Below are 25538 nucleotides of genomic sequence, written 5' to 3'. Positions count from 1 at the left end.
TAGATAACATTATACGTCGAGTTTTAAAGCTCCAGCGGAGCGACATATTAAAAAACATCATAAATCGATAAATATTTCACCCCGCTGGGCTCTTTACTCTTTATTAAAACATTTTCTATAAATATTTCGCTCCGCTGGAGCTTTGTTTCTACTTATCTTATTTTTCTATAAATATGTCGTCCCTCTGGGACTTTTTACTTAATCATTAATTTATTTTCTAAATCATCAAACTTTAATTTTATCATTGATAACATAATTAAAATCAATCCCAAAACCAAAAGAATACTAAAAATCAAAATGCTTTGAAAATAGCCTGGAATGCTTCCTTCTCCAAAAAAGAAAAACCAGCCTTGAAGAAATAACAAAACTTCAGTCAAAATATATCCTGAAATAAAACACTTCACTCCTATTTTTAATGTTGAAGAATTGGCAGAAAGCATTTTATTTTGAAGTATAATTCCAAACAAAAATCCGGTTATGATTCCTAAAGTCGTTAAATGAATAAATCCGATTACAAAATTTCTGATTTGATGTGAAACTTCAGCTAAATTTGGAAAAATGGTCAGCAATTGAATTCCGACTTTCAAAAATAAAGAACACAAAGCCAAACTGTAAACTATTTTAGTCGTTTTATCTAAAGTGCTTTTGAAATGATGAATTTGAGGCTTTAGCATTTTATAGAAATAAATAAAAGCGCCCAATTGAAACAAAACTCCCAAAGCATTAATATAGCTTAAAATATCTTTTTCGATAAACCAGCGAACTGGAAAACAGACTGTCAGTACTGTAGAGACAATCATCAAAAAGTAAAACTTCTTAAACTTTACTTCATCAATTTTATCTTGAAATTGTTTCAAAAACAAAGCCAAAATCGCCAAGATAAACCATCCATTAAATTGAAAATGAAGAAAAAACTGAATCGCAATTTGATAGAAAGCGCTTTGTTTTCCTAAAGTGCTTACGGCTGGCCCAAGACACCAAACTCCGAAAGTCGATAAAATCATAAACAGAATCGAAACCAATAAAAGTCTTTGCGACGGCGATTTATCTTTGGAACAATCTTTCCAGACCAAACGGCAAAAAATATAACTCAACAAAATATGCATCGTTGAGAAAACAATCGAAAACAAAGCATATCCCTGAATTGGGAAAGCAATAATCATTCCGATTACCGAAAACTCTGTCAACCAAAATAAACGGTTGTAAATAGGTTTCTGGCTTTTCTCTTTTGGAATAAAAAAATGAACAACCAAAACAAAAACGATCATATAAACCCAGCCCAATATCGCCACGTGCGAATGCGCGTGAAGCAGAAAACTGTAGTTTAGAAAATCTAAAGGAAAGAGATACATAAAACGCATTAACAATCCGAAAACACAGGCAATCAGAAAATTAAAAAAACAGCAAAGTATCCAGCTTTTTTGAGAATTCATATATTAAAGATATAGAAAAATTAAACCATATAAGCATATAAGAAATTATAAGTTTTGCTGAAATGAACTTATATAACTTATATGGTTTTAAAATTTGAATCATATAAAAAACACCGATAATTATCATGTTTAGATATTTTATCGGTGCTTTTTCCACTATTAAAATTAACCTTTATTCTACTTCAACAAAGTCTTTTTCTAAAATCACAGCTTTTGGAAATAATATATTGTTTTCCAAATGAATGTGTTTGTGTAAATCTGCTTCAAACTCTTTCAGCATCGCAAAAGTTACTCTGTACGTTGTACAAGCATCTGCTGGCGGAGTGTAATTATTGGTTAAAGCAGCGATTTCTCTAAAACGTTCGCCTTCATTATCATGTTCATGCATCATCATCGCAATCGGATTTGAAACGGTTCCAAAAGAAGGTTGAGATAGAATTCCATCAGATTCTTTCGTTTTTACCATTCTTTTTACAAATGGGAATAGAACCAATTCTTCTTTTTTCATGTGTTGAGACAATTCGCCTGCGCAACCAATAAACAATTCGTTTATTTTAAATAATTCGGGGTGATTTGCTCCATGCACTTTGCATAATTTATCCAAAAACGGAAGCAAAACATTTGTTTTCTCTTCTACATAACGGTGATGCGTTTTTTCAATATAATCTGCCAATAAATCTAAAGGCCATGAATTAAAATCAATGCTTCCGCCATTTTCTGATTGTACAACCTGAAGCACATTTTCTAATAAGATATCGGCATCGATATTTTGTTTTTCGCAAACTTCAGTCACTGTTCGGTTTCCTTTGCAGCAAAAATCAATTCTATATTTTGAGAATACGGCAGCTGTTCTAAAATCCTCAGCTACAAACGATCCGATTGTTTTGTTTTTTAAATTTTCCATGATAATCTATTTTATATTTTGTGTGTTTTATTTTTTGTTTTTTAATGTCAGTTCAAATACAAACCAAGCCATTGTTATAAATCCGATTCCAAAAATTGAATCTCCGATTGCACGAAGCCATTTTAAAGTAATCATCGTTGGCTGTTGCATTAATTCTGATGAACGAGCGTACCACATTCCGTGATTGATGCTTTCAATCGCTTGCCAAACCCCAATTGGAAGCAAGCTTAAAATTGCCATTAGGAATAAACCAATATTTAAAGACCAGAAAGTAATTTTTAGCAATTTGTTATTCCAACTTACATTTCGGTATAAACTTCTTAATACAAATAATACCAACCCAATTCCTAACATTCCGTAAACTCCAAATAAAGCTGTGTGTCCGTGTAAAGGTGTTGTATTTAAACCTTGTACATAATAAAGTGCGATTGGTGGATTAATGATGAATCCGAAGATTCCGGCTCCTAGGAAATTCCAAAAAGCTACAGAAATCATGAAATAAATCGGCCATTTGTAATCGGCAATCCATTGCGTTGATTTTGAGATTTTATAGTTTTGGTACGCTTCAAATCCGATTAAAGTTAAAGGCACAACTTCTAATGCACTGAACGTTGCTCCCAAAGCCATAATTGCTGTCGGCGTTCCAGAGAAATACAAGTGGTGGAATGTTCCTAAAATACCTCCAGCCATGAATATAATTGTAGCAAAAAGCACATTTAAAGTCGCTGTTTTCGTTTTTAATAATCCTAAACGAACAAACAAAAACGCAATTACAACCGTTGCAAATACTTCGAAGAAACCTTCAACCCAAAGGTGCACTACCCACCATCTCCAATATTCGGCGATTGCTAAGTTGGTTTGTCTTCCCCACATTAATCCTGCTCCGTAAAACATTGCAATCGCGCTGCAAGAAACTAAGAACAAAATGATTAGGTTTTTCTCTTCTGTTTTTTTCTTTAAAACTGGAAGCAACGGACGAATCATTAAAGCCAACCATAAAAACAATCCCACTAAAAGGAAAATCTGCCAGAAACGGCCTAAATCAACATATTCGTAACCTTGATGTCCAAACCAGAAGTTTTGAACTAAATTCAGTTTTTGCATTACTCCAAACCATTGTCCAACCATTGATCCTAAAACGATAATCAAAAGCGCAACAAATAAGAAGTTGATACCAAAACATTGAAATTTCGGATCTTTACCAGAAACCGCTGGAGCAATATACAATCCTGTTGCCAGCCAAGCCGTTGCAATCCAGAAAATTGCTAATTGTGTGTGCCATGTACGTGTTACGGCATAAGGCAGAATTTTATCAATTGGAATTCCATACAAACCATTTCCTTCTACTCCATAATGCGCTGTGATGATTCCGAAAACCATTTGTAAAACCATCAGCAAACTCACAATCCAGAAATATTTGGTCACCAATCCCATAGATTTTGTTTTCCCTTGCTTGATAATTGGATCTTCTTTTGGAAGCGGAAACTCTTCTTCTTCACCCGATTTTGCATGATAGAAAACTAAGATTCCGACACTTAAAATCAATAAAATAATACTTACTCCAGACCAAGCTAAAAGTTCTGTTGTGGCCACATTTCCAACCAATTCATCAGACGGCCAGTTGTGTGTGTATGAAATATCTCCATCAGGACGATTGGTTACTGTCGCCCAAGTCGCCCAGAAGAAAAAGGCATTCATTTTATGCATTCTTTCAACATCTGTAATAGAGTTTTTCGGAATGGCATATTCTTCTCTCAGTTTATCAAATTTCGGATCATTCGTAAAAAGACCTTTATAATATTCACTTAAATGTTCAATCGCCGCCAAACGGTTTTCAGAAATGGTAAGAACTCCATTATCTGCATCGTACCGATTGGTTCTAACGTCGTTTTGCAAACGAATCTTCAATGCAGATTGTTTCTCAGCATCTAATTCTTCATATTTTTTATTAAAATCTTTTTGGGCATAAATATCCAGTATAAAAACTGCCTCTCTGTGCAACCAATCTGCGGTCCAGTCTGGGGCCACATAGGCGCCGTGTCCCCAGATAGATCCTACTTCCTGGCCTCCTATACTTTGCCAGATGTTTTGTCCGTCTTTTATTTCGCTTTCGCTAAAAACAACTTTTCCAGAATCGGTTACAATCTCTTTCGGAACTGGTGGTGCCTGCTGATAGATCTCGTAACCATAATAACCAAGCACTGCAAATGATATACTCATCACCAATGCAAAAACTATCCATAATTTTTTTTCTCTTTTCATTTCTCTTGGGGGAAATTTATCAATAAAAGATAATTTTATCCTTTATTAGTTTTTAAAAAAACTCCAAATCTTATTACAGCATTTGGAGCTTTAAATTATTTACTCAACAATTAATACACCTTTCATCATGGCAACGTGACCAGGGAAAGAGCAAATAAATGGATAAGATCCTTTTTTATCAATTGTAAACTCGATTGTATCTTCTTCTCCGCCACCAATTAATTTAGTGTGTGCTATAATTGAAGCTTTTTCAGATTCCGGAATATAATCAGTTGCTTTTGCGTCATTTGCTTTTAAAGCAAAAGCTGCTTGGTCTGTTCCTTCTTGTAAAATCACTAAGTTGTGTCCCATTGCTTCTTTTGGAATTTTACCAACGTGTTTCAAAGTCAATTTGATTGGTTTTCCTGCAACAGCTTTCAGCTCATTTGCACTAAACTGCATTTGGTCATTTCCTTCAATAACTAATACATTTTCTTCAGTCGGTACAGCTGTTGGCGCTGGTTCTCCTTCAGTAGATGTTTCAGTTGCTTCTGTTTGATCTGCTGGAGCTGTTTCTTTTTTACCGCAAGAAGTAACTGCTAAAAATCCCATTAGGATTAATACTGAAATTTTGGTTTTTGTATTCATTTTTAAGATAATTTATTATTTATTTTAATCGTTTGTGTTTAATGTTTTTAAAAAGAAATCGCCCGATTTTACGTCTGAAGCAAGCTGCTCTAAGGTAGTTTTAACAAGCATTTCTAAAAGCAGACCTCGTATTTTCTTAAACTCGTGATGAACGGGACAAGGGTGCGCTTCTGAACATTCTTTTAATCCGATTCCGCAACCGCTGTAAATTTTGTTTCCGTCAATCGCATCGACAATCTGAATCAATTTTATGGATTTGGATGCTTCTGGAGAAACTTCAAAACCACCTCCTACTCCTTTTGCCGAATGAATGATTCCGTTTTTGGTTAAAATCTGCATAATCTTGGCTGTAAATGGCTCTGGCGAATCAATTTCTTTCGCAACATCTTTTATTCCGACTCTAATTCCTTTAGAAGATTTGGTCGCAATAAATATTGAAGCTCTTATTCCGTATTCACACGCTTTTGAAAACATAGATCCTTTATTAATTCTATACAAAGATAAATAGGTTTTATATAAAAGACAAATTTATCTTTAATTAATTTTCACTACATCTAACATTATTTATAATGAAACTAATTAGTGTCAGCAAAAACACTTATTCAGCATTAGATTCTCATAAAAACCAATTTTAATTTTAACTTTGAGAGTATTTAATTTCAAATATTAAAATAATGCCTTTAAGCAATTCAAAAGATTTAAAACTGGCTGTTCTTATTGATGCTGACAACGTGCCCTACAGCAATGTAAAAGGCATGATGGAAGAAATTGCCAAACTGGGAACCCCAACTACGAAAAGGATTTATGCCGACTGGACAAAACCAAATGCCAATGGTTGGAAAGGCGTTTTATTGGAACATGCCATCACTCCTATTCAGCAATATAGTTATACGGTTGGAAAAAATTCGTCAGATTCGGCTTTGATTATCGATGCAATGGATTTGCTTTATTCTGGAAAATTAGACGGATTCTGTATTGTTTCTAGCGACAGCGATTTTACCAGACTTGCTGTAAGACTTCGCGAATCGGGCATGAAAGTGATTGGAATTGGAGAAAAGAAAACCCCAAATTCTTTTATCGTTGCCTGCGACCGATTTATTTATATTGAAGTTTTGGATGGAGCAACGCAAAAGAAAAAACCAAAAACAGTTGCTGCCGACACCAAAAAACCAATTGAAAAACCAGCTGAAAAAGCACTTCATAAAGTTGACAAACAAACTATTGAACTGATTGAAGCTACAATCGAAGATATTGAAGATGATGATGGATGGGCATTCTTGGGAGATGTCGGGAATTTGATTGTGAAGAAAAAACCCGAATTTGACCCTCGAAATTATGGTTATTCTAAACTGACTCCGATGCTTAAATCGTTAACTGATATTTTGGAAATTGACGAAAGAGAATCGGACAAAAAAGGAATCAAACACGTTTATGTACGTTTAAGATTCAACTAATTATTGCATTTATTACCTATTTAATTTTAAAAAACATGAGAAAAAAATTCTTCATATACGGATTCTTATTGTTTCTACTTGTTGCCACAATTTATTATTACACCGAGCGCGGATTTTTATTAGTTATAATTCTACCTATATTATTAGTAGTTGGAATTTATAATGCTATTCAACAAAAACACGCTATTCTACGTAACTTCCCTGTTTTGGGTTATTTCAGATATTTGTTTGAAATGATTGCTCCAGAAATCCAACAATATTTTATTGAAAGATCTACAGATGGAAAACCTTTTTCTAGAAACCAGCGTTCTTTAGTGTATCAAAGAGCTAAAAATATTGATTCTAGCACTCCATTCGGAACACAACTAAACTTAAATACAGAAAGTTACGAAGGAATCAAACATTCTATTTTTCCTGCAAAAGTAAACGAAGAATTGCCTCGCGTTTTAGTGGGAGGAAAAGATTGCAAACAACCTTATTCTGCTTCTTTATTTAATGTTTCGGCAATGAGTTTTGGTTCTCTTAGCGAAAATGCCGTTCGTGCGATTAACATTGGAGCCCAAAAAGGGAATTTCTACCAAAATACAGGAGAAGGTGGTCTGACAGAATATCATCTTGCTGGCGGCGGAGATATTACGTGGCAAATTGGAACGGGATATTTTGGATGCCGTGATGCAGAAGGGAATTTCAGTCCAGAAAACTTCAAAGAAAAAGCCAATCTTCCGAACGTAAAAATGATTGAGATTAAACTTTCTCAAGGTGCAAAACCTGGTCATGGAGGTGTTCTTCCGGCAAAGAAAAACACAGAACAGATTGCTAAAATTAGAGGTGTCGTACCGCATACTATGATTCTTTCTCCTCCTGGACATCATGCTTTTTCTGATGCAAAAGGATTAATCCATTTCATAAAACAATTACGCGATTTATCTAACGGAAAACCAATCGGATTTAAATTGTGTATTGGAAACACAGCTGAATTTGAAAATATCTGTCAGGAAATGATTAATGAGGATACTTATCCAGATTTCATTACCGTTGATGGTGCTGAAGGAGGAACTGGAGCTGCTCCGCTAGAATTTGCTGATGGTGTCGGAATGCCGTTTGAGCCAGCTTTAATTTTCGTTAATCAAACTTTGGTTCGTTTAGGCATTCGCGATAAAATGCGTATCATTGGAAGCGGAAAAATCATTTCTGGTTATTCTATCTTGCACGCAATTGCATTGGGTGCAGATATGTGCAACAGTGCGAGAGGATTTATGTTTTCTTTAGGTTGTATTCAGGCTTTACGCTGCCATAATAACGAATGTCCGACTGGAGTTGCTACACAAAACAAAATGCTGATGAAAGGATTGGTAGTTACAGATAAGTCTGAAAGAGTTTATCACTTCCATAAAAACACACTTCATGCTGCAAATGAACTTTTGGCAGCCGCAGGAAAAAGCAGTTTTGCTGATGTCGATATCAATATTTTTATGCGTGGTGACGAATTTGCCAATTTATCTGATCAATATTTCCCAGATAATTTGAAAAACGTTACTCAGTTTTCATAAAAAAAATCCTCTTCAGATGAAGAGGATTTTTTTTATCTATACTTTAATTCGATTATAATTTTGCCGTTTCTTTACCTGCGCTCGCCTCTCCTTCTAAAACTGCTAATTCTTCTTGATCAACTAATTCTTGGGCTAAAATAGCATTATTATAAGCTAAGAAATATACATCGAACTTTACTCCTTCAGCAATAAGAGAAGAAGAAATTTGATCTTTCTTGATCATCTCTTTCAATAAATCTGGAAAAGATTCTTTGTAGGCTAATTTGTTTGCATCGTTTTCTTCTAAATTGGTTTCAATCCTAATTTCGATTTTATTATCATTTAAAAAAGCTTTTGCCGACGTGCTTGTAATACCGCTTCCTTTTATAGAAACTGAATTGTTATAATTACTTACATGTTCCTGAATTTTCTGCTTGGTATTTTTGCAGCTTACTAAAAATAATGCAAAAGCTAAAGCAAATGCGATTTGGGTAATTTTTTTCATAATTTTTTGGTTTAATAGTTATTTTTTAACTCAAACATAATTAATTAACAACATAAAAACAACATTCAACTACAAAAAGCGCATAAGTAATTCTTTGAAAACAAACAGATTATCTTCTTAAAAAAGGAATATTTGTAAGAATAAAAACGTTTCTTCCAAACTTAATTTTAGCCTTAAACATAAAAAAGTCTCTTTAAACAAATTTTAAAGAGACTTTTAATATGTAAGAATTTAATCGTGTAATATTATAAAAATTTAATTGATTATTTTAAATACTGAAGCGATTCCTTTGTGAGCACTTCTTTATTTAAAACAGTATTATCATCAGCTAAATAATAAAGATGAAATTCTACTCCTTCTTCTATTAATTCTGTTGGAATCTCTCCTTTTTTAATCATAGATTGTCTCATTCTTGCAAATGCTACAGAAGTAGTCGCTTTATTGCCATCGTTTTGTTTTAAATTAGTTTCAAAACGCAATTCTATTTTATTGTCATTAATATAACCTCTTGCCGTTGTAAGCGTTACATTTTTAGATTTAAAGCTTGGCGCAATGGTTTTGTTGTACGTAACCACATATTCTTGAAGTTTTTGTTTGGTATTTTTACAGCTCGCAAGCATTAATACCATCATTATTGCAAAGGCAATTTGGCTTATTTTCTTTAGCATACTCTTTTATTTTAGTTTCTGAAGTCTTAAAAGTGCTTCAAGGTAGTAATAATCTGCGTAATTTATAGAACAATCGATCTCACTTCCTGCAGGTTTATGTCCTGTTGAATGCAATAAAAATGCTGAATTTACATCATGGCTTTGATAATGATCTGAAAGTGAAACAATCATCTTTTTGGCTTTTGTCAAATATTCAGCTTTTAAATTCTTGTCTTTCGTATAAGAACTTAATTCTAAAAGTGCAGAAGAAACAATCGCCGCCGCAGAAGCATCTCTTGGTTCATTCGGAATATTTGGAGCATTAAAATCCCAATACGGAACTAAATCTTCTGTCGTCAATTTATCCAAATAAACACGAGCTAATTTATGAGCAAAATCTAAAAATTTAGTATCTTTTGTCTCTCTATATGTCATTGTGAATCCATAAATAGCCCATGCCTGACCGCGCGCCCACATACTGTCATCACTATATCCTTGCGCCGTTCTTCCCTTTATCTTTTTTCCTGTTTCAAAATCGTAAATGATTACATGATACGAAGTATTATCTGGTCTAAAATGATTTGCCATTGTAGTTTCGGCATGTTTTACAGCAATATCGTATAGTTTTTTATTTCCTCCATTTTTTGAAGCCCAAAACAAAAGCTCCAAATTCATCATATTATCAATAATCGTATTGTGACCGCCCATTTTATTATGAGGCCAAGATTGGATTGTTCCTACTTTCGGATTAAAAAGTGTTGCAAGCGTATCTGCGGTTTTTAAAATGATTTCTTTGTATTCTGGATTTTTTGTTAAACGATATCCGTTTCCAAAACTATTGAAAACCTGAAATCCTAAATCGTGATCTCCTGCTTTGCTAACAGATAAAGGTGTTAAAAAACGACTGAATTTATCGGCTTCTTTTTCCCATTTTTTATCTTTCGTAGCTTCATACAAAAACCATAATTCTCCAGGCCAGAATCCGCTTGTCCAATCTTTGTAACCAACAAATTTCCATTCTTTGCTTCCGTTCGGAACTGTTCTTGGAGAAGTTCCGTCATTCGGAATTACTTGTAACGTTTTTGAAGCTTGTTCTGCGCAATATTCCAATTGCTTTTTAATATTAAACGAATTGTCTTTTTGAGAATAACTTTGATTTCCTAAAAGAAACAAAGCTGCAATCAGGGTAAAAAATTTTGCCTTCATGTGGTTATTTTGATAGATAGTTAATTGAACTGATAAATTTATAAAATAAACCAAATGTATTCGAATCTTTGTATTTTTGTTGGACTAAAAATGTACAATTGTTACAGCAAAAACCTATTTTGAACAAAGCAAGAATCTACTATTTCTTAGTTTTTCTCAGCATTATTTTCTTCGGAATACTTTCAAGGAAAATCCCTTTTATCCCTTTATGGATTGGCGATTTTCTTTACGCAGTAATGATTTACTTTTTAGTTAGAATCTTTTTTCCAGCAAAAAAGTTTGTCTTTATTATACTACTTTCTCTTTTTATTTGTTATTGTATTGAGTTTTTACAGCTTTATCAAGGCGAATGGATGGTTGAACTTAGGAAAACACTTTTCGGAAGATATGTTTTGGGTCAAGGATTTTTATGGTCTGACATTCTTGCTTACACATTCGGAATTACAATTGCCTTTATTACTGAAAAATCATTTTTAAAATAGTACAATCATGAATCTCGTTTTCGCATCAAACAACAAAAATAAAATCGCAGAAATTCAAAGTATGCTTCCTGAAAATATTAAAATTTTAAGTTTGGAAGATATTAATTGCTTGGAAGACATTCCAGAAACCGCTGATACAATTGAAGGAAACGCTATTTTAAAAGCCGATTATGTAACTCAAAAATACGGTTATGACTGTTTTGCTGACGATACAGGTTTAGAAGTAAATGCTTTAAACGGAGAACCTGGCGTTTATTCTGCACGATATGCAGGAGAACAAAAAAATGCAGATGACAACATGAACAAACTTTTAAATGCTTTAGAAAATAAAGAAGATCGAAGCGCTCAGTTTAAGACCGTCATCACTTTAAACCTTGAAGGAAAACAATATTTATTTACCGGAATTGCAAAAGGAGAAATTACACCTGTAAAAACAGGTACAAACGGATTTGGTTACGATCCTATTTTTAAACCTGAAAATTTCGATGAAACCTTTGCACAACTGCCGTTAGAAACCAAAAACACTATAGGCCACCGCGGAAAAGCGGTTAAGCAACTGATTGATTTTCTGAACGCCACAAAATAATTGTTTAAAATACAACAATTTAGAGCCTAAATTTTACATTTCACGACGTATTTTTTGGTTGATTTCGTCATTTCTATGAAAAAATAATTTTAATAAAACTGTAACTTTTTGATAATCAAATCTTAACAAATACATAATTCTTAAAATTGCATTAGTTTATCTGAATAATTAACAGTAATTTTGCACCCTATTTTAAAACACATATGAATAAATTTGAACAATTAGGATTGAATGAATCGTTACTGAAGGCGATTTTAGATCTAGGATTTGAAAATCCGTCAGAGGTACAGGAAAAGGCGATTCCCCTATTATTGGAAAAAGACACGGATATGGTTGCGTTGGCTCAAACAGGGACAGGGAAAACGGCAGCTTTCGGTTTTCCGCTAATTCAAAAAATTGATGCCGACAACAGAAATACACAAGCATTAGTTTTATCGCCAACACGCGAGTTATGTTTACAGATTACTAACGAACTTAAAAACTACTCAAAATACGAAAAAGGTATTAATGTGGTAGCAGTTTACGGAGGAGCTAGTATAACAGAGCAAGCAAGAGAAATAAAGAGAGGTGCACAAATTATTGTGGCAACTCCAGGAAGAATGCAAGACATGATTAACAGAGGTTTAGTAAACATTAAAAACATAGATTACTGTGTTCTTGATGAGGCTGACGAAATGTTAAACATGGGATTCTATGATGACATTGTATCTATTTTATCAGATACTCCAGACGAAAAAAGCACATGGTTGTTCTCTGCCACTATGCCACAAGAGGTTGCTAGAATTGCAAAACAATTCATGAGCGAACCATTAGAAATTACTGTAGGAGCTAAAAACTCTGGTTCATCTACAGTTTCTCACGAATTTTATTTAGTTAACGCTCGTGACCGTTACGAAGCTTTAAAACGTTTAGCTGATGCTAATCCAGACATTTTCTCTGTAGTTTTCTGTCGTACAAAAAGAGACACGCAAGCTATTGCTGAGAAGTTAATTGAAGATGGATATAGCGCCGCTGCGTTACACGGAGATTTATCTCAAGCACAACGTGATGGAGTTATGAAATCGTTCCGTGGAAGACAAATTCAGATGCTTGTTGCTACTGACGTTGCTGCACGTGGTATTGACGTTGATAACGTAACGCACGTTGTTAACTACCAATTACCTGACGAAATCGAAACGTACAACCACCGTTCTGGCCGTACAGGTAGAGCTGGAAAATTAGGTACTTCTATTGTAATCGTTACAAAAAGTGAGTTACGTAAAATTTCTTCTATCGAAAGAATCATCAAACAAAAATTCGAAGAAAAATCTATTCCTTCTGGAATCGAAATCTGCGAAATTCAGTTATTACACTTAGCTAACAAAATTAAAGATACTGAGGTTGATCACGAAATTGACAACTACTTACCAGCAATCAACAATGTTCTTGAAGATTTATCTAAAGAAGAATTGATTAAGAAAATGGTTTCAGTAGAATTTAACCGTTTCATCGCTTACTACAAAAAGAACAGAGATATTTCTGTTTCTGGTGGCGAAAGACGTGAAAGAGGTGATTCTGAACCAAGAGAATTCAGTAATAATGGAGCAGTTCGTTATTTCGTAAACATTGGTTCTAGAGACAACTTCGACTGGATGTCATTAAAAGATTACTTGAAAGAGACATTAGATTTAGGTCGTGATGATATCTTCAAAGTTGACGTAAAAGAAGGATTCTCTTTCTTTAATACTGACCCTCAATTTACTGACAAAGTAATGGATGTTTTAAACAACGTTCAATTAGAAGGTCGTCGTATTAATGTTGAGATTTCTAAAAATGATGGTGGAGGAAGACGTGATCACAACAACCGTGGTGGAGGAAGACGCGACTCTAACAGAAGAGAAGGAAATTTTGCTCCAAGACGCGAAGGCGGATTCAGAGGTGATAGAAATTCTTCAAGAGACGGAGGTTCACGCGATGGCGGATCTCGTGACGGAGGTTTCAGAAGCGACAGAAATTCATCTTCAAGAAGAGAAGGTGGTTTTAGAAGTTCTGCTCCAAGAAATGAAAATGGAGGTTCTGATAGAGCTCCAAGACGTTCTGAAAACTTCGGCGACAGCTCAAGACCAAGAAGACCAAGAAGAGATTAAATAATTTAATTTCCTGAAATACAAATCCCAAATTCCAAACATAATGGAATTTGGGATTTTTTTTACACTTAACTCTTTTTAGCAAAACTCTAAAAGCAATACTTTTTTGCTTTGTTAATTTTCTTATAATTAAATTCCAAGACTGCGAGATATTTAATCCCGATTTACTACTTTTAGAACTTTAAATCAGGATATGAAATATTTCGCAGTTTTCTTTTTTACACTTCTCGCCAACATTGGTTTTGCGCAAGATACGCAAGATGCACAACCAACGGTTCCACAAAGAGTTTCAGGTTATGTTATTAACGACAACAGCAAACAACCACTTGCTGGAGTAAATATCATTAACACCAATAAAGTACGTGGTGCAAAATCTGATGAAAAAGGTTATTTTGAAATTGACGTACAAGTCAACGATACGCTTCATTTCTCTATTCTTGGATTTCAATCTTTAAGAATCAGAGTTACAAATGACTGGATTAAAAATAAAATAACAAGAATTCAACTTACCGAAAAAGCAATTGCTTTGGAAGAAGTTGTTATTGCTCCTTTTTCTCTAACTGGATATCTTGAAATCGATTCTAAATTGATTCCAACAAAAGAAAACTATCGTTATAGCATTTCTGGACTTACGCAAGGTTACGAAGCTGGAGAATATGCTCCAAATGCTTTTGGAAAAGTCCTCGGTTCAATCTTTAACCCTGCCGATATGCTTTATAATTTCTTCGGAAAAAATGGTAAAGAGCTCAAGAAGTTGAAGGAAATGAAAAAAGACGATACTGTAAGAACGCTTTTAGAATCAAAATACGACCGCGAAACAGTTGCCGTTTTATTAGGAATCAGCAAGGATGAAATTCCTGAAATTATGCAACGCTGCAACTATTCAGATTCTTTCATCCAAACCGCAAATGATCTCCAGATTATGGATGCAATTAGCGCTTGTTACGAACAATATAAAGTTTTAAAACGAAATTAATTTTAAATAAAAAAATCCCCAATTTTTCAATTGGGGATTTTTTTTTATAGTCTCAGTTTTCGGTCACAGTTTTCAGTTAGCTGACTGAAAACTGCGACTGCGACTGAAAACTCTTTTTTATTTAACCGGAATATTAGAAAGAATCTCTAATACAAATTTCCAATATTTTTGTGCAGAAGAAATGCTTGCTCTTTCATCTGGAGAGTGAGCTCCGTGAATTGTTGGTCCAAAAGAAATCATATCCATATCTGGGTAATTTGTTCCTAAAATTCCACATTCTAAACCAGCGTGACAAGCTACAACTTTAGGTTGCTCGCCATTTTGTTTTTCGTAAATCTCTTTTAAAACTTCTAAAATTTCAGAATTTACGTTTGGAGTCCATCCTGGATAAGAACCAGAAAGTTCAACTTCACAACCAACTAATTCAAAAGCAGAACGTAAAGAATTAGCCAAATCAAATTTTGAAGATTCAACAGAAGAACGTGTTAAACATCCTACCAAGATTTCTCCATCTTTAATAACAACACGAGCAATATTATTTGAAGTCTCTACTAAATCAGCCATATCAGCGCTCATTTTGTAAACTCCATTCTGAGCCGCATAAATCGCTCTAATAATTCCTTCCTGAACTCCTAAATCCATCACTTTTTGAGGTAAATCACCTTTTACGATTTCAATAGATAAGTTTGGTTCTGTTGTTTTATATTCGGCTTTGATATCAGAAATAATTTCCTGCATATCATAAACATAAGCTTCATCAAACATTTGAGAAATAATCACTTTAGCAACACTTTCTCTCGGAATTGCATTTCTAAGGCTTCCTCCGTTAATTTCTACAATCTGCAAACCAAAGTTTTCAAACGCATCAAATAACAAACGGTTCATGATTTTATTAGCATTTCCTAAACCTTTATGAATATCCATTCCTGAATGCCCACCGTTTAAGCCTTTTACTGTGATTGTATAACCAACAGAACCTTCAGGAACTTCTTCTTCATGATATGTTCTAGTTGCTGTTACATCAATTCCTCCAGCACATCCAATATCAATTTCATCATCTTCTTCTGTATCCAAGTTCAATAAAATCTGACCTTGTAAAATACCTCCTTTTAAGTTTAAAGCACCTGTCATTCCTGTTTCTTCATCAACAGTAAACAAAGCTTCGATTGCAGGATGCGGAATATCTTTACTTTCTAGAATAGCCATAATAGTCGCCACTCCTAGCCCATTATCAGCCCCAAGTGTTGTGCCGCGCGCGCGAACCCAGTCACCATCAACATACATATCGATTCCTTGTGTGTCGAAATCAAAAACAGTATCTGCATTTTTTTGATGCACCATGTCTAAATGCCCTTGCATTACGATCGGTTTACGATTTTCCATTCCTGGAGTTGCCGGTTTTCTGATGATTACGTTTCTAATTTCATCTTCAAAAGTTTCTAAACCTAAGCTATTTCCAAAGTTTTTCATAAACTCAATTACACGCTCTTCTTTCTTAGATGGACGAGGAACTTCGTTTAAATCTGCGAATTTGTTCCAAAGTGCTTTTGGTTCCAGATTTCTTATTTCTTGACTCATTATATTTTGTTTGATGTTTAACAATTAAGAGTCCCAAAGTTACAAAGTTTCAAAGTCTTTTTCGCCACGAATTCCACGAATTAGCACTAATCTTATCGAAATTAAAATACATTTTCTCGAATATTTCTTTATCATACACCATTAGAAAGCTATTAATTAGCGAAAATTCTCAGAATTTCCAGCAAACTCTTTTTATCCGTTAATAATTGTATTTATATTTACTTATCTAAAAATTACGCTGTGAAATCAAAATACGTTTTACCTTTATTTCTCTTAGTTCAAATTATATTTTATAAAATCCTACCATTCTTCCCAGACTTTGTGGAGGGCTTTTACAGCAAAAATTTATTCGTTAGAATTTCTCTTTTTTCAAGAACAGTTTTAGGTAAAATTCCGTTTTCTGTTGGCGATATTATTTATGCCCTTTTATTAATTTCCATAATTAGTTGGTTTTGGAAAATTAGAAAAACTTGGAAAACTGATTGGAAAGATCATCTTCTTAAAATTTTGGGCAAAATCTCTGTTTTCTACTTTTTCTTCCATCTTCTTTGGGCTTTCAATTATTACCGAAAACCTCTTTTTGAGAAAATGGAAATCAAAAGAGAATACACAGATGCTGATCTTCTTGCTTTCACTAAAAGATTAATCGCAAAGACAAATGAAGTTCAGTTTCAAATCACCAAAAATGACAGCGCTAAAGTTGTTTTTCCGTATTCGCAAAAAGAATCATTTCAACTGATTTTAAATGGTTATGATAATTTAGCGAAAGAACATCCTTATTTTAAATACAAAACTTTAAGTGTAAAGAAATCATTGTTCAGCCTTCCGTTAACTTATATGGGCTTTGGCGGTTACTTGAACCCTTTTACCAACGAAGCTCAGCTTAATTACTTATTACCAATGTATAATTTCCCTCTGACGACATCTCACGAAATGGCGCATCAGATTGGTTTTGCTAGCGAAAGCGAATGTAATTTTATTGGCGTATTAGCTTCTGTTAAAAACGAAAACCTTTATTATCAATATTCAGGATATAGCTTTACTTTAAGTTATTGTTTAGGAATTTGGAAATATAAAGATGAAAAAATATTTAATGAATTGAAGAAAACCGTTCACGTTGGGATTTTAAAAAACTACCAAGAAAGCAATGATTTTTGGAAAAAATATGACACTTTTATAGATGAGGGTTTTCACTTTCTTTGGGATAATTTCTTAAAAACGAATAACCAGAAAGACGGAATGGAAAGTTATAGTAAGTTTATCGATTTGACGATTAATTATTATAAAACGAGAAAATTATAATTCAACTGTAACAAAAATGATTTCATAACTACTAATACTGTATGAGCGAAAATCTAGAACAGTCATTTGTTGCGCAGCTGCAGGCAAATCAGAATATAATCCACAAGATTTGTAGATTATATACTGCTGGCGAAGACGCTCATAAAGATCTGTTTCAAGAAATTACTATCCAGCTTTGGAAGGCTTATCCCAAATTTAGAGGCGACAGTAAATTTTCGACTTGGACCTATCGTGTTGCTTTAAATACAGCAATTACCTTATACCGAAAAACCAAAAGAACTATATCGACCGTAGATTATGAAAATCATCAGCATTTTGTAAAAGATGTTGACTACAATTATGAAGAAGAAGAACAGATTAAACTGATGTATAAAGCAGTTTATCAATTAAATGACATCGAAAAGGCATTAGTTTTTATGTATTTAGAAGACAAAGATTATCAAGAAATAGCTGAGACTTTAGGAATCAGCGAAGTGAATGCGCGCGTGAAAATGAACAGAATCAAAGGGAAACTTAAAAAAATACTAAATCCTTAAAAATTATTATGAAAGAACTGGATTTACTAAAAAAAGACTGGCAAAAGAACTCTGATTCTTTTCAACAAATTTCTGAAAATGAAATCTATAAGATGATCCATAGAAAGTCATCTTCTATTGTAAAATGGATTTTAATTATCAGTATTTTGGAGATTTCCTTTTGGACTTTTTCGAACTTGTTTATCAATACAGATGATGTGTTGCGAAAAATGAATCATCCTGAAATAGTAGCAGCTTTAGAGTTTCTTACCTATTTCAATTACGTTGTAGTATTGATTTTTGTTTACATTTTCTACAAAAACTACAGAACAATTTCGACCACAATAGCCACAAAATCATTGATGGGCGCTATTTTGAAAACTCGCAAAACTGTTCAGTATTATGTTTGGTATAATCTAGGAATGATCGTCATTACAGCAATTCTAAGTTTCTTTATTGCTTTCGTTTACAATCCTGATATGGAATTTCTTAGAGAAAAATTAGCCATTAATGGAAAGGCCATGTTTGTTACGATCGGAATACTGTTCCTAGTAATTTTAGGTTTCTTCGGATTGTTCTGGTGTTTCTACAGAATTATCTACGGAACGCTTTTACGCAGATTATATGCTAATTATAAAGAGTTGAAGAAGATAGATTTTTGATCAAAGGGACAAAGGTTCAGAGGCGCAAAGGGACAAAGGTTTTTCAACTTAGAACCCGAAACTTGAAACATAGGTGAGACTTCAACTTCGCTCAGCCAAACAAAGCAAGCAAACTTGAAACCTGAAACTAAAACAAGAAAAAAATTGATTTTTAAATCTTAATATTCATTTTCTGAATCCTTGTAACTCCATCTTCTCATTTCGTTAAGTTCTTCTTGCGCTTTTATTTCTTCAGCAGGAATAACTTTTAAAAATGAAGGGTGTTGTTCGATTGCGTATTCTACTTTTTCTACGATTTCATCGATGGTATCATTTTCATAATCAATATCAAGAGGTTCTTTGATAATGAAAGATTGCAGGATTCCTTTTTTCTTCATTCGAAGTCCTTTTTTGTCAAAAGAACGACGGAATCCATCAATTACAATAGGAATAACGATTGGTTTATGTTGTTTGATAATATGAGCAGTTCCTTTACGAACGGGTTTAAACGATTTTGTTGTTCCTTGCGGAAAAGTAATTACCCATCCATCTTCAAGTGCTATTCTGATATTTTCAGTATCGTTTGGATTTACATCGCGTTTTTCTGTCACATCAACACCTTTAGCCCTCCAAGTTCTTTCTACAGTAATCGCACCAACATAAGCTAAAATTCTTGGCAATAATCCAGCTTGCATGGTTTCTTTGGCAGCCACATAATAAATATTCATTTTAGGTTGCCACAAATAGCCAATATTCTTAATCGTGTCTTGACGTCCTGATAAACTTGCATTAAAGACATGAAACATCGCCACAACGTCTGCAAAATAAGTCTGGTGATTGGAAATAAATAAAACATTAGTGTCTGGAAGTGTCTTAATAATTTCAGACCCTTCAATCTGCAATTCATTAAAACCTCTATATCTCTTATGAGTCATCGCACCAAGAACTCGGATCAACCATTTCTTGATGAATAATATATGCCCAAAAGGATTTCGTTTAAACAATCCCATAACTAATTTATCTTATTTTTTTGTTAGGTCGCAAACATACAAAAATTATTCTTTTAGCAACACTATAAAACAATTTCTCCAATTAATAGTTATCCAAATGAATATCAAATCATTAAATAATGTTTACGAAATCTCTTTTGCAATAGCGGTATTCAAAACATCACGCAATTCACTCAAAATCATTGCTGTGGCCCCCCAAACAATATGATTTTGAATATTAAAGGCAGGAACCAAAATATTTGCTCCATAAGAAGTTGATAATCTGGCCTCAACAACTATATCATCATTTAGAAAAACAGATAATGGCAACTCAATAATTCCAGCAACTTCTCGTATATCGGGATAAAAAGAAAGTTCTTCTGTGGCAATTCCTAAAAATGGATGCACCAAAAAGTTACTTGGCGGAATGTACATTGGAGAAAAATGTTTAATTATTTCTATTTTATCTCTCGTAATTCCGACCTCTTCTTGGGTTTCTCTAAGTGCTGTAGTTTCAAAATTTAAATCTTCCTTCTCATATTTTCCTCCAGGAAATGCTATCTGAGCCGAATGAACTCCATCATAGGCATTTCTAACAATCAAAACCAAATGTGTTTTTTCCTGTTTCGGATAAAACAGCATCATTACCCCCGCCATTCTGGCGTTTAACGCATCAATATCAAGATTTTTTAATCCCTCTATACGCTCTTTTGGAGCCATTTTTAAGTGTGATGTTACAGCTGGCAGCTCTACAGGAATTATATTGGGAACATATTTCAAAAAGTCTTGAAAATTCATAATCAAAGCTTATTTTTGTACTTTCAAATAAAACATAAATATACTTCAGAAAACGCAGTACCGCAAGTTTTCTAATCTTAAAGCCTAAAAAAATGTACAGCAGAGAAGAATCACAAAGAATAAAAAGAGAATTTTGGGTGGCTTTCGCCGAAAAATATCCTCGTAAATGGGTACTTTATGACACAAAGATTAAAGACTTTTCTTTTAAGTTTTATGTTGACAATAAAAAGGCTCAGGTTTTAATTGATATCGAACACAGAAGCGATGAAAAACGTTATGCCTACTTCGAAAAGTTGGAAGCTTTAAAAAATATTCTAGAAGAAGAATTTATTAAAGATCTGGTTTTTGAGAAAAATCACACCCTAGAAAGTGGTAAAAATATCAGCAGAATTTGGGTTGAAAAATTAGGCGTTGGCTTTAGCAACCGAAATACTTGGGATATTATTTTTGATTTTTTCAACAAAAATATGCACGCACTAGAAATGTTCTATTTAGAATATGACGAGTTTATTAAAAATGTGGAAAATTGAGTTTCTAAGAAACTGAGATACTAAGCTTCAAAGTTTTGAGTTTATATAGCAAACCCGACAGGTTTTAAAAATCTGTCGGGTTTATTATTTAGTTTAAGTTCTAAAAAACTTAGAATCTCAATATCTTAGAAACTTAGCATCTTAACTACACAGTAATAATATTATACACTATAATACGATCGTCGTAATTGATATAAAGCTGTTTTCTGTAGTCTTGTTTTTTTCGGGTAATAATTGACAGTTTGCATTCTTTTCCGTCGTTGTCTTTACACATAAAAGAATACACGATATCAGTATCATTCTCTTCTCTTTCAATATAATCTGTAATATTAAAAAGTTGAATTTCTTGAGAGTAAACCACAATTCTATGTTTATTGGTATCTAAAACAACTGAAAGATTAACTAAATCAAGATTGGACCATTCTCCCCATTTTCCTCTTTCGTTTTTTTCTAGAACACTAAAACCCGAAGTTTTAAAATGATATGATTGACTTTGAACTTGTTGAAATCCAAATCCTAAAAAAAGTAATAGTATATATGTGCGTATAGAATTCATAAATTATTTCTTGCAGTCAATTTAAAGCTCAAATGTAGTCTTTTCTTTGGATGCGACTTTAAATTCGGCTATCATTTGTTGAACAATTTCCTCAACTGGTAAAATTTCATGAATCAGACCTGCAACTTGACCGATCTCCAATTCTCCTTCATCCAAATCTCCTTCAAACATACCTTTTTTGGCTCTTGCTCTTCCTAAAAGTTGAACCAATTCTTCCTTAGAAGGGCATTTTTGATACAACTCCTGAACATCTTGATAGAATTTATTTTTCACCAATCTAACAGGCGCTAATTCTTTCAATGTCAATTGCGTACCTCCTTCTAAAGTATTAACTATCGTATCTTTAAAATTATTGTGTGCCGAAGATTCAAAAGATGCTGCAAAACGGCTTCCAACCTGAACACCATCTGCTCCTAAAATCATAGCCGCAAGCATTCCTCTTCCTGTTGCAATTCCGCCAGCCGCTATTAAAGGAATTTGTATTTTTTCTTTCACCATCGGAATCAAAGTCAAAGTTGTAGTTTCTTCGCGCCCGTTGTGTCCACCCGCTTCAAAACCTTCCGCTACGACAGCATCAACTCCAGCGTCTTGCGCTTTTAAAGCAAAAACACTACTGCTCACCACATGCACAACTGTAATACCTTTTTCTTTCAGAAAAGATGTCCAAGTTTTCGGGTTTCCTGCCGAAGTAAAAACAATTTTCACTCCTTCATCAACCACAATATTCATGATTTCCTCAATGTTCGGATACAACATCGGAATATTGACACCAAAAGGTTTATCAGTTGCTTTTTTACATTTCTGAATGTGTTCTCTTAAAACTTCTGGATACATCGAACCTGCGCCAATAAGTCCTAAACCTCCAGCATTACTTACTGCCGAAGCCAATTTGTAACCGCTGTTCCAGATCATTCCGCCTTGAATGATTGGATATTTTATATTGAAGAGTTGGGTGATTTTATTCATTAAAATTATTGCTTGATTATTTTTCCTGTTTTATGCAGATTATCAGCATCAAAACTATAAATATACAGTCCGCTTTGAAGCGATTGCAAGGAAAGAACTGGATTTAAATTATTGATTTTTTCTTCGATTAATTTTTGGCCTAAAATAGAGTAAATCGTTACCGAAGCTGTGTTATTTTCATTTAAATAAGAAAACCAAACTTCATTCTTAGCAGGATTTGGATACACCGCAAATGATGCTTCTGCGATAAAACTGTCGACACTTAATGCATTACCAAAATTCGGAATTCCATACCCATAATTATTATCTGGAGTAGCATATCGATCGGCTGAAACCAAAATCATTTGTCTAATTTCTTTATTTGTTTTTGATGGAAAAGCTTGCCATAATGAAGCCGCCATTCCCGCCATAATCGGACAAGAAAATGAAGTTCCGCTTGCTGTACCAATATTTCCATTTGCATCAGAAACTACAGCCGACGCTCCTTGTGCCATCACATCTGGTTTTATTCTGCCATCATAAGTCGGTCCTATTGAACTGGAAGCCGCTTTGTTTTTAGACGCAGTAACAGAACCAATGGTTAAAACAGAAACCGCATCTGCTGGAGCACCAACGTGCTTTTCAGGTTGAGTTCCTTCATTTCCAGCAGAAGCCAAAACTAATATTCCTTTACTAAAAGCGATTTCAGCGCCACGCGAAATAAAATTGGTAATTCCGTTCATATCGCTGTAAGTATGATTGTACCTAACTTCATCGCGATCAAGGAAATACCCGAGCGAAGTCGTGATAATATCGACTCCTAAGACATCCGCTTTCTCTGCCGCTTCGACCCAAAGTGATTCTTCAAGAGGATTCTCATAAGCAACAATTTCAGTTATAAAAAGATAATAGGAAGCATTTGGAGCCGTTCCTATCAAAGCATTTTCTTTGTAGCCCCCCATTGTAGAAAGCACTTTCGTTCCATGGTCTCCTCCAGCATAGAAATTAGCATTTCGAGTGGTGTAATCGTATCCTCCTAAAATTTTATTATTGTTTCTAAGATTTTCAAACGGTTGAGCAGTATTGACACCCGGAAATCCAGCATCTAAAACAGCAATAACTTTACCTTCTCCAGTATAATTCTGCTGATGTAAAACCTGTCCGTTCAACATCTGAATTTGATTGGCAGAATTACCGTAAGCATAATCAACAGTGCTTTGTGATTGCTTTTTTGTATTACTGGTTACAGTTTCAGAAGCTTTTTTTCCCGTCGTATTTAAAGTTCTATCTGCAAATTCTACTTTCTGAACAAAAGCTAACGCTTTTAAAGCATTAATATTAGCCTGAGTTCCCTGAATATGAAGCGCATTCAGCCATTTCGACTGCGCTTTTACCGTGATTCCTGTACTTGCGGAAATTTGATTTATATAAGAAGTTTCTACAGGAGCATCTGTAATATCCAAAGCAATATTTTGGTTCGTTCTTCGGTCTAAAGCTCTTTGTGAAAGTTCGGTTAGCGGATTATCATAAAAAGACTGTGCATTAGGTTTTCCATTAAAATAAACCCATGCATCTTCTTGTGCAAATACCGTAAACGAAAGAAGTAATAAAAGAAAAGTAAAGTTATGTCTCATCAATTTATACCTTTTAGGGATTTCTCCCAAATAAAGTATAAAGCTAAGAAATTACTCCCGAACCAACTAATTCATTTTCTAAATACCAAGCAACAAATTGTCCTTCTGTAATAGCAGACTGTGGTTCTTCAAACTCCACATACATTCCGTCCTCAAATTGATGTAAAACAGCTTTTTGCAAAGGTTGACGGTAACGAATTCTCGCCATCACTTCCATTTTTTCACCCGTTTTTAACGTCATGTCTTCTCTAATCCAATGTACTTCAGATTTTCCGACAAAAAGTGCTTTTTTAAACAAACCTGGGTGTTGGCTAGACAAACCTGTATAAATTGTATTCGTTTCTACATCGGTAGCAATTACAAATAAAGGATCTGTCGTTCCTCCTACATTCAGACCTTTTCTTTGTCCAACTGTAAAATAATGAGCTCCTTGATGCTTTCCAACCACTTTTCCCATTGTTGGAAGATATTCTAACTTTTTAGATTCTAATTTTAATCGCTCTTCCAAAGAAAGTTCATCTGATTTTTCAGCAACATAAATCGAATCGTTTTTATCCACTTGAACAATTTTACCTTCTTTTGGCTGTAATTTTTGCTGTAAAAATTCTGGAAGACGAACTTTACCAATAAAACATAAACCCTGAGAATCTTTCTTTTCTGCAGTAACCAATTCCATTTCAGCTGCGATTTCACGAACTTCTGGCTTCGTTAAAGCTCCAATTGGAAACAATGCTTTAGACAATTGCTCTTGCGACAATTGACATAAGAAATAAGACTGATCTTTATTATTGTCAACTCCAGCAACTAATTGGTAAACACGTTTTCCGTCAACTTCAATTTCGCTTTTTTGACAATAATGTCCTGTTGCAACGTAATCTGCTCCAAGACTTAAAGCAATTTTCATAAACACATCAAATTTGATTTCGCGATTACAAAGCACGTCAGGATTTGGAGTTCGTCCTTTTTCGTATTCGTTGAACATGTAATCAACGATTTTTTCTTTGTATTCTTCGCTTAAATCAACAGTTTGAAACGGTATTCCTAGTTTTTCAGCAACAAGCAAAGCATCGTTACTATCTTCAAGCCAAGGACATTCGTTAGAAATAGTAACCGAATCATCGTGCCAATTTTTCATAAAAAGGCCAATTACTTCGTACCCCTGCTGCTGCAATAAATAAGCCGCAACACTAGAATCTACTCCACCTGAAAGTCCAACAACTACTCGTTTCATTTTGAAATGTTTAATTTTTTAAGGTTGCAAAGGTACGCCAAATAATAGAAAATTTCACAAAGGTTTGCATTACTTTAAGTAA

At 34.0% G+C, this 25538-nt stretch carries 25 protein-coding genes; 10 read left to right on the top strand and 15 right to left on the bottom strand.

What is annotated here, in order from left to right; genetic code table 11:
- Window positions 1-194: 194 nt before the first annotated feature.
- From ACE01P_RS07650 to ACE01P_RS07630, 5 genes are all read right to left on the bottom strand, one after another.
- Entirely contained in the window at window positions 195-1433 is a 1239-nt protein-coding gene (locus ACE01P_RS07650) for a hypothetical protein (protein WP_379695892.1), read from the bottom strand.
- A gap of 172 nt (window positions 1434-1605) precedes the next feature.
- Window positions 1606-2337, bottom strand: coding sequence for an iron-sulfur cluster repair di-iron protein (gene ric / locus ACE01P_RS07645; RefSeq protein WP_379695890.1), 732 nt, complete (start codon window positions 2335-2337; stop codon window positions 1606-1608).
- A gap of 27 nt (window positions 2338-2364) precedes the next feature.
- Window positions 2365-4599 (bottom strand): nitric-oxide reductase large subunit, encoded by a 2235-nt coding sequence (locus ACE01P_RS07640; RefSeq protein ID WP_379695888.1) that lies wholly within the window; start codon window positions 4597-4599, stop codon window positions 2365-2367.
- Window positions 4600-4698: 99 nt separating this feature from the next.
- On the bottom strand, window positions 4699-5226 hold the full coding sequence (azu, locus tag ACE01P_RS07635) for an azurin (RefSeq protein ID WP_379695886.1): 528 nt from the start codon (window positions 5224-5226) through the stop codon (window positions 4699-4701).
- Between the two features lie 24 nt (window positions 5227-5250).
- The gene (locus ACE01P_RS07630; RefSeq protein WP_379696157.1) at window positions 5251-5700 is read right to left on the bottom strand and encodes an RrF2 family transcriptional regulator; all 450 of its coding nucleotides are present in this window, start codon (window positions 5698-5700) and stop codon (window positions 5251-5253) included.
- A gap of 200 nt (window positions 5701-5900) precedes the next feature.
- Between ACE01P_RS07630 and ACE01P_RS07625 the strand changes: the two genes are divergently transcribed.
- Both ACE01P_RS07625 and ACE01P_RS07620 read left to right on the top strand, forming a co-directional pair.
- Complete coding sequence (locus ACE01P_RS07625; protein ID WP_379695885.1) at window positions 5901-6680, top strand: NYN domain-containing protein; 780 nt, start codon at window positions 5901-5903, stop codon at window positions 6678-6680.
- A 35-nt stretch (window positions 6681-6715) separates the two neighbouring features.
- Window positions 6716-8230 (top strand): FMN-binding glutamate synthase family protein, encoded by a 1515-nt coding sequence (locus ACE01P_RS07620; RefSeq protein ID WP_379695883.1) that lies wholly within the window; start codon window positions 6716-6718, stop codon window positions 8228-8230.
- A gap of 52 nt (window positions 8231-8282) precedes the next feature.
- On the opposite strand, the gene ACE01P_RS07615 is transcribed toward ACE01P_RS07620, so the two are convergent.
- The 3 genes from ACE01P_RS07615 to ACE01P_RS07605 form a co-directional block, all read right to left on the bottom strand.
- The gene (locus ACE01P_RS07615; RefSeq protein ID WP_379695881.1) at window positions 8283-8714 is read right to left on the bottom strand and encodes a hypothetical protein; all 432 of its coding nucleotides are present in this window, start codon (window positions 8712-8714) and stop codon (window positions 8283-8285) included.
- 263 nt (window positions 8715-8977) lie between these two features.
- Window positions 8978-9382: a hypothetical protein gene (locus ACE01P_RS07610; protein ID WP_379695879.1), complete on the bottom strand. Its 405-nt coding sequence runs from the start codon at window positions 9380-9382 to the stop codon at window positions 8978-8980.
- Window positions 9383-9388: 6 nt separating this feature from the next.
- Complete coding sequence (locus ACE01P_RS07605) at window positions 9389-10567, bottom strand: glycoside hydrolase family 88 protein (protein ID WP_379695877.1); 1179 nt, start codon at window positions 10565-10567, stop codon at window positions 9389-9391.
- Between the two features lie 98 nt (window positions 10568-10665).
- On the opposite strand from ACE01P_RS07605, the gene ACE01P_RS07600 reads away from it, so the two are divergent.
- From ACE01P_RS07600 to ACE01P_RS07585, 4 genes are all read left to right on the top strand, one after another.
- Window positions 10666-11049, top strand: a complete 384-nt coding sequence (locus tag ACE01P_RS07600) for a DUF2809 domain-containing protein (protein WP_379695875.1) — start codon at window positions 10666-10668, stop codon at window positions 11047-11049.
- Window positions 11050-11056: 7 nt separating this feature from the next.
- A complete protein-coding gene (locus ACE01P_RS07595; RefSeq protein ID WP_379695874.1) occupies window positions 11057-11635 on the top strand; it encodes a non-canonical purine NTP diphosphatase in 579 nt (192 codons plus the stop codon).
- 203 nt (window positions 11636-11838) lie between these two features.
- Window positions 11839-13761 (top strand): DEAD/DEAH box helicase, encoded by a 1923-nt coding sequence (locus tag ACE01P_RS07590; protein ID WP_379695872.1) that lies wholly within the window; start codon window positions 11839-11841, stop codon window positions 13759-13761.
- Window positions 13762-13954: 193 nt separating this feature from the next.
- Window positions 13955-14737, top strand: coding sequence for a carboxypeptidase-like regulatory domain-containing protein (locus ACE01P_RS07585; protein ID WP_379695870.1), 783 nt, complete (start codon window positions 13955-13957; stop codon window positions 14735-14737).
- 117 nt (window positions 14738-14854) lie between these two features.
- On the opposite strand, the gene ACE01P_RS07580 is transcribed toward ACE01P_RS07585, so the two are convergent.
- A complete protein-coding gene (locus ACE01P_RS07580; protein ID WP_379695868.1) occupies window positions 14855-16315 on the bottom strand; it encodes an aminoacyl-histidine dipeptidase in 1461 nt (486 codons plus the stop codon).
- Window positions 16316-16555: 240 nt separating this feature from the next.
- Between ACE01P_RS07580 and ACE01P_RS07575 the strand changes: the two genes are divergently transcribed.
- The 3 genes from ACE01P_RS07575 to ACE01P_RS07565 are packed head-to-tail and all read left to right on the top strand — an operon-like array spanning window position 16556 to window position 18794.
- The gene (locus ACE01P_RS07575; RefSeq protein WP_379695866.1) at window positions 16556-17617 is read left to right on the top strand and encodes a DUF3810 domain-containing protein; all 1062 of its coding nucleotides are present in this window, start codon (window positions 16556-16558) and stop codon (window positions 17615-17617) included.
- 41 nt (window positions 17618-17658) lie between these two features.
- A complete protein-coding gene (locus ACE01P_RS07570; protein ID WP_008462500.1) occupies window positions 17659-18153 on the top strand; it encodes an RNA polymerase sigma factor in 495 nt (164 codons plus the stop codon).
- Between the two features lie 8 nt (window positions 18154-18161).
- Window positions 18162-18794, top strand: a complete 633-nt coding sequence (locus tag ACE01P_RS07565) for a hypothetical protein (protein ID WP_379695864.1) — start codon at window positions 18162-18164, stop codon at window positions 18792-18794.
- Between the two features lie 158 nt (window positions 18795-18952).
- Here ACE01P_RS07565 and ACE01P_RS07560 read toward each other — a convergent pair whose 3' ends face one another.
- Together ACE01P_RS07560 and ACE01P_RS07555 are read right to left on the bottom strand one after the other, a co-directional pair.
- A complete protein-coding gene (locus tag ACE01P_RS07560; RefSeq protein ID WP_379695862.1) occupies window positions 18953-19783 on the bottom strand; it encodes a lysophospholipid acyltransferase family protein in 831 nt (276 codons plus the stop codon).
- A 123-nt stretch (window positions 19784-19906) separates the two neighbouring features.
- On the bottom strand, window positions 19907-20560 hold the full coding sequence (locus ACE01P_RS07555) for an NUDIX hydrolase (RefSeq protein ID WP_379695860.1): 654 nt from the start codon (window positions 20558-20560) through the stop codon (window positions 19907-19909).
- Window positions 20561-20652: 92 nt separating this feature from the next.
- On the opposite strand from ACE01P_RS07555, the gene ACE01P_RS07550 reads away from it, so the two are divergent.
- Window positions 20653-21090 (top strand): DUF4268 domain-containing protein, encoded by a 438-nt coding sequence (locus ACE01P_RS07550; protein WP_379695858.1) that lies wholly within the window; start codon window positions 20653-20655, stop codon window positions 21088-21090.
- A 145-nt stretch (window positions 21091-21235) separates the two neighbouring features.
- On the opposite strand, the gene ACE01P_RS07545 is transcribed toward ACE01P_RS07550, so the two are convergent.
- Genes ACE01P_RS07545 through mnmA form a run of 4 tightly spaced genes read right to left on the bottom strand, consistent with a single transcriptional unit; the run spans window position 21236 to window position 25456 of the window.
- Window positions 21236-21646, bottom strand: coding sequence for a hypothetical protein (locus ACE01P_RS07545; protein ID WP_379695856.1), 411 nt, complete (start codon window positions 21644-21646; stop codon window positions 21236-21238).
- A 21-nt stretch (window positions 21647-21667) separates the two neighbouring features.
- On the bottom strand, window positions 21668-22612 hold the full coding sequence (locus ACE01P_RS07540; RefSeq protein ID WP_379695854.1) for an NAD(P)H-dependent flavin oxidoreductase: 945 nt from the start codon (window positions 22610-22612) through the stop codon (window positions 21668-21670).
- 5 nt (window positions 22613-22617) lie between these two features.
- Window positions 22618-24225, bottom strand: coding sequence for a S8 family serine peptidase (locus ACE01P_RS07535; protein WP_379695852.1), 1608 nt, complete (start codon window positions 24223-24225; stop codon window positions 22618-22620).
- A 43-nt stretch (window positions 24226-24268) separates the two neighbouring features.
- Complete coding sequence (gene mnmA / locus ACE01P_RS07530; protein ID WP_379695850.1) at window positions 24269-25456, bottom strand: tRNA 2-thiouridine(34) synthase MnmA; 1188 nt, start codon at window positions 25454-25456, stop codon at window positions 24269-24271.
- Window positions 25457-25538 lie beyond the last annotated feature (82 nt).

The organism is Flavobacterium sp. HJSW_4, assembly GCF_042436695.1.
GTDB lineage: Bacteria > Bacteroidota > Bacteroidia > Flavobacteriales > Flavobacteriaceae > Flavobacterium.
Note: the sequence above shows the minus strand (reverse complement) of the source record. Positions and strands in the feature narration are given on the sequence as shown.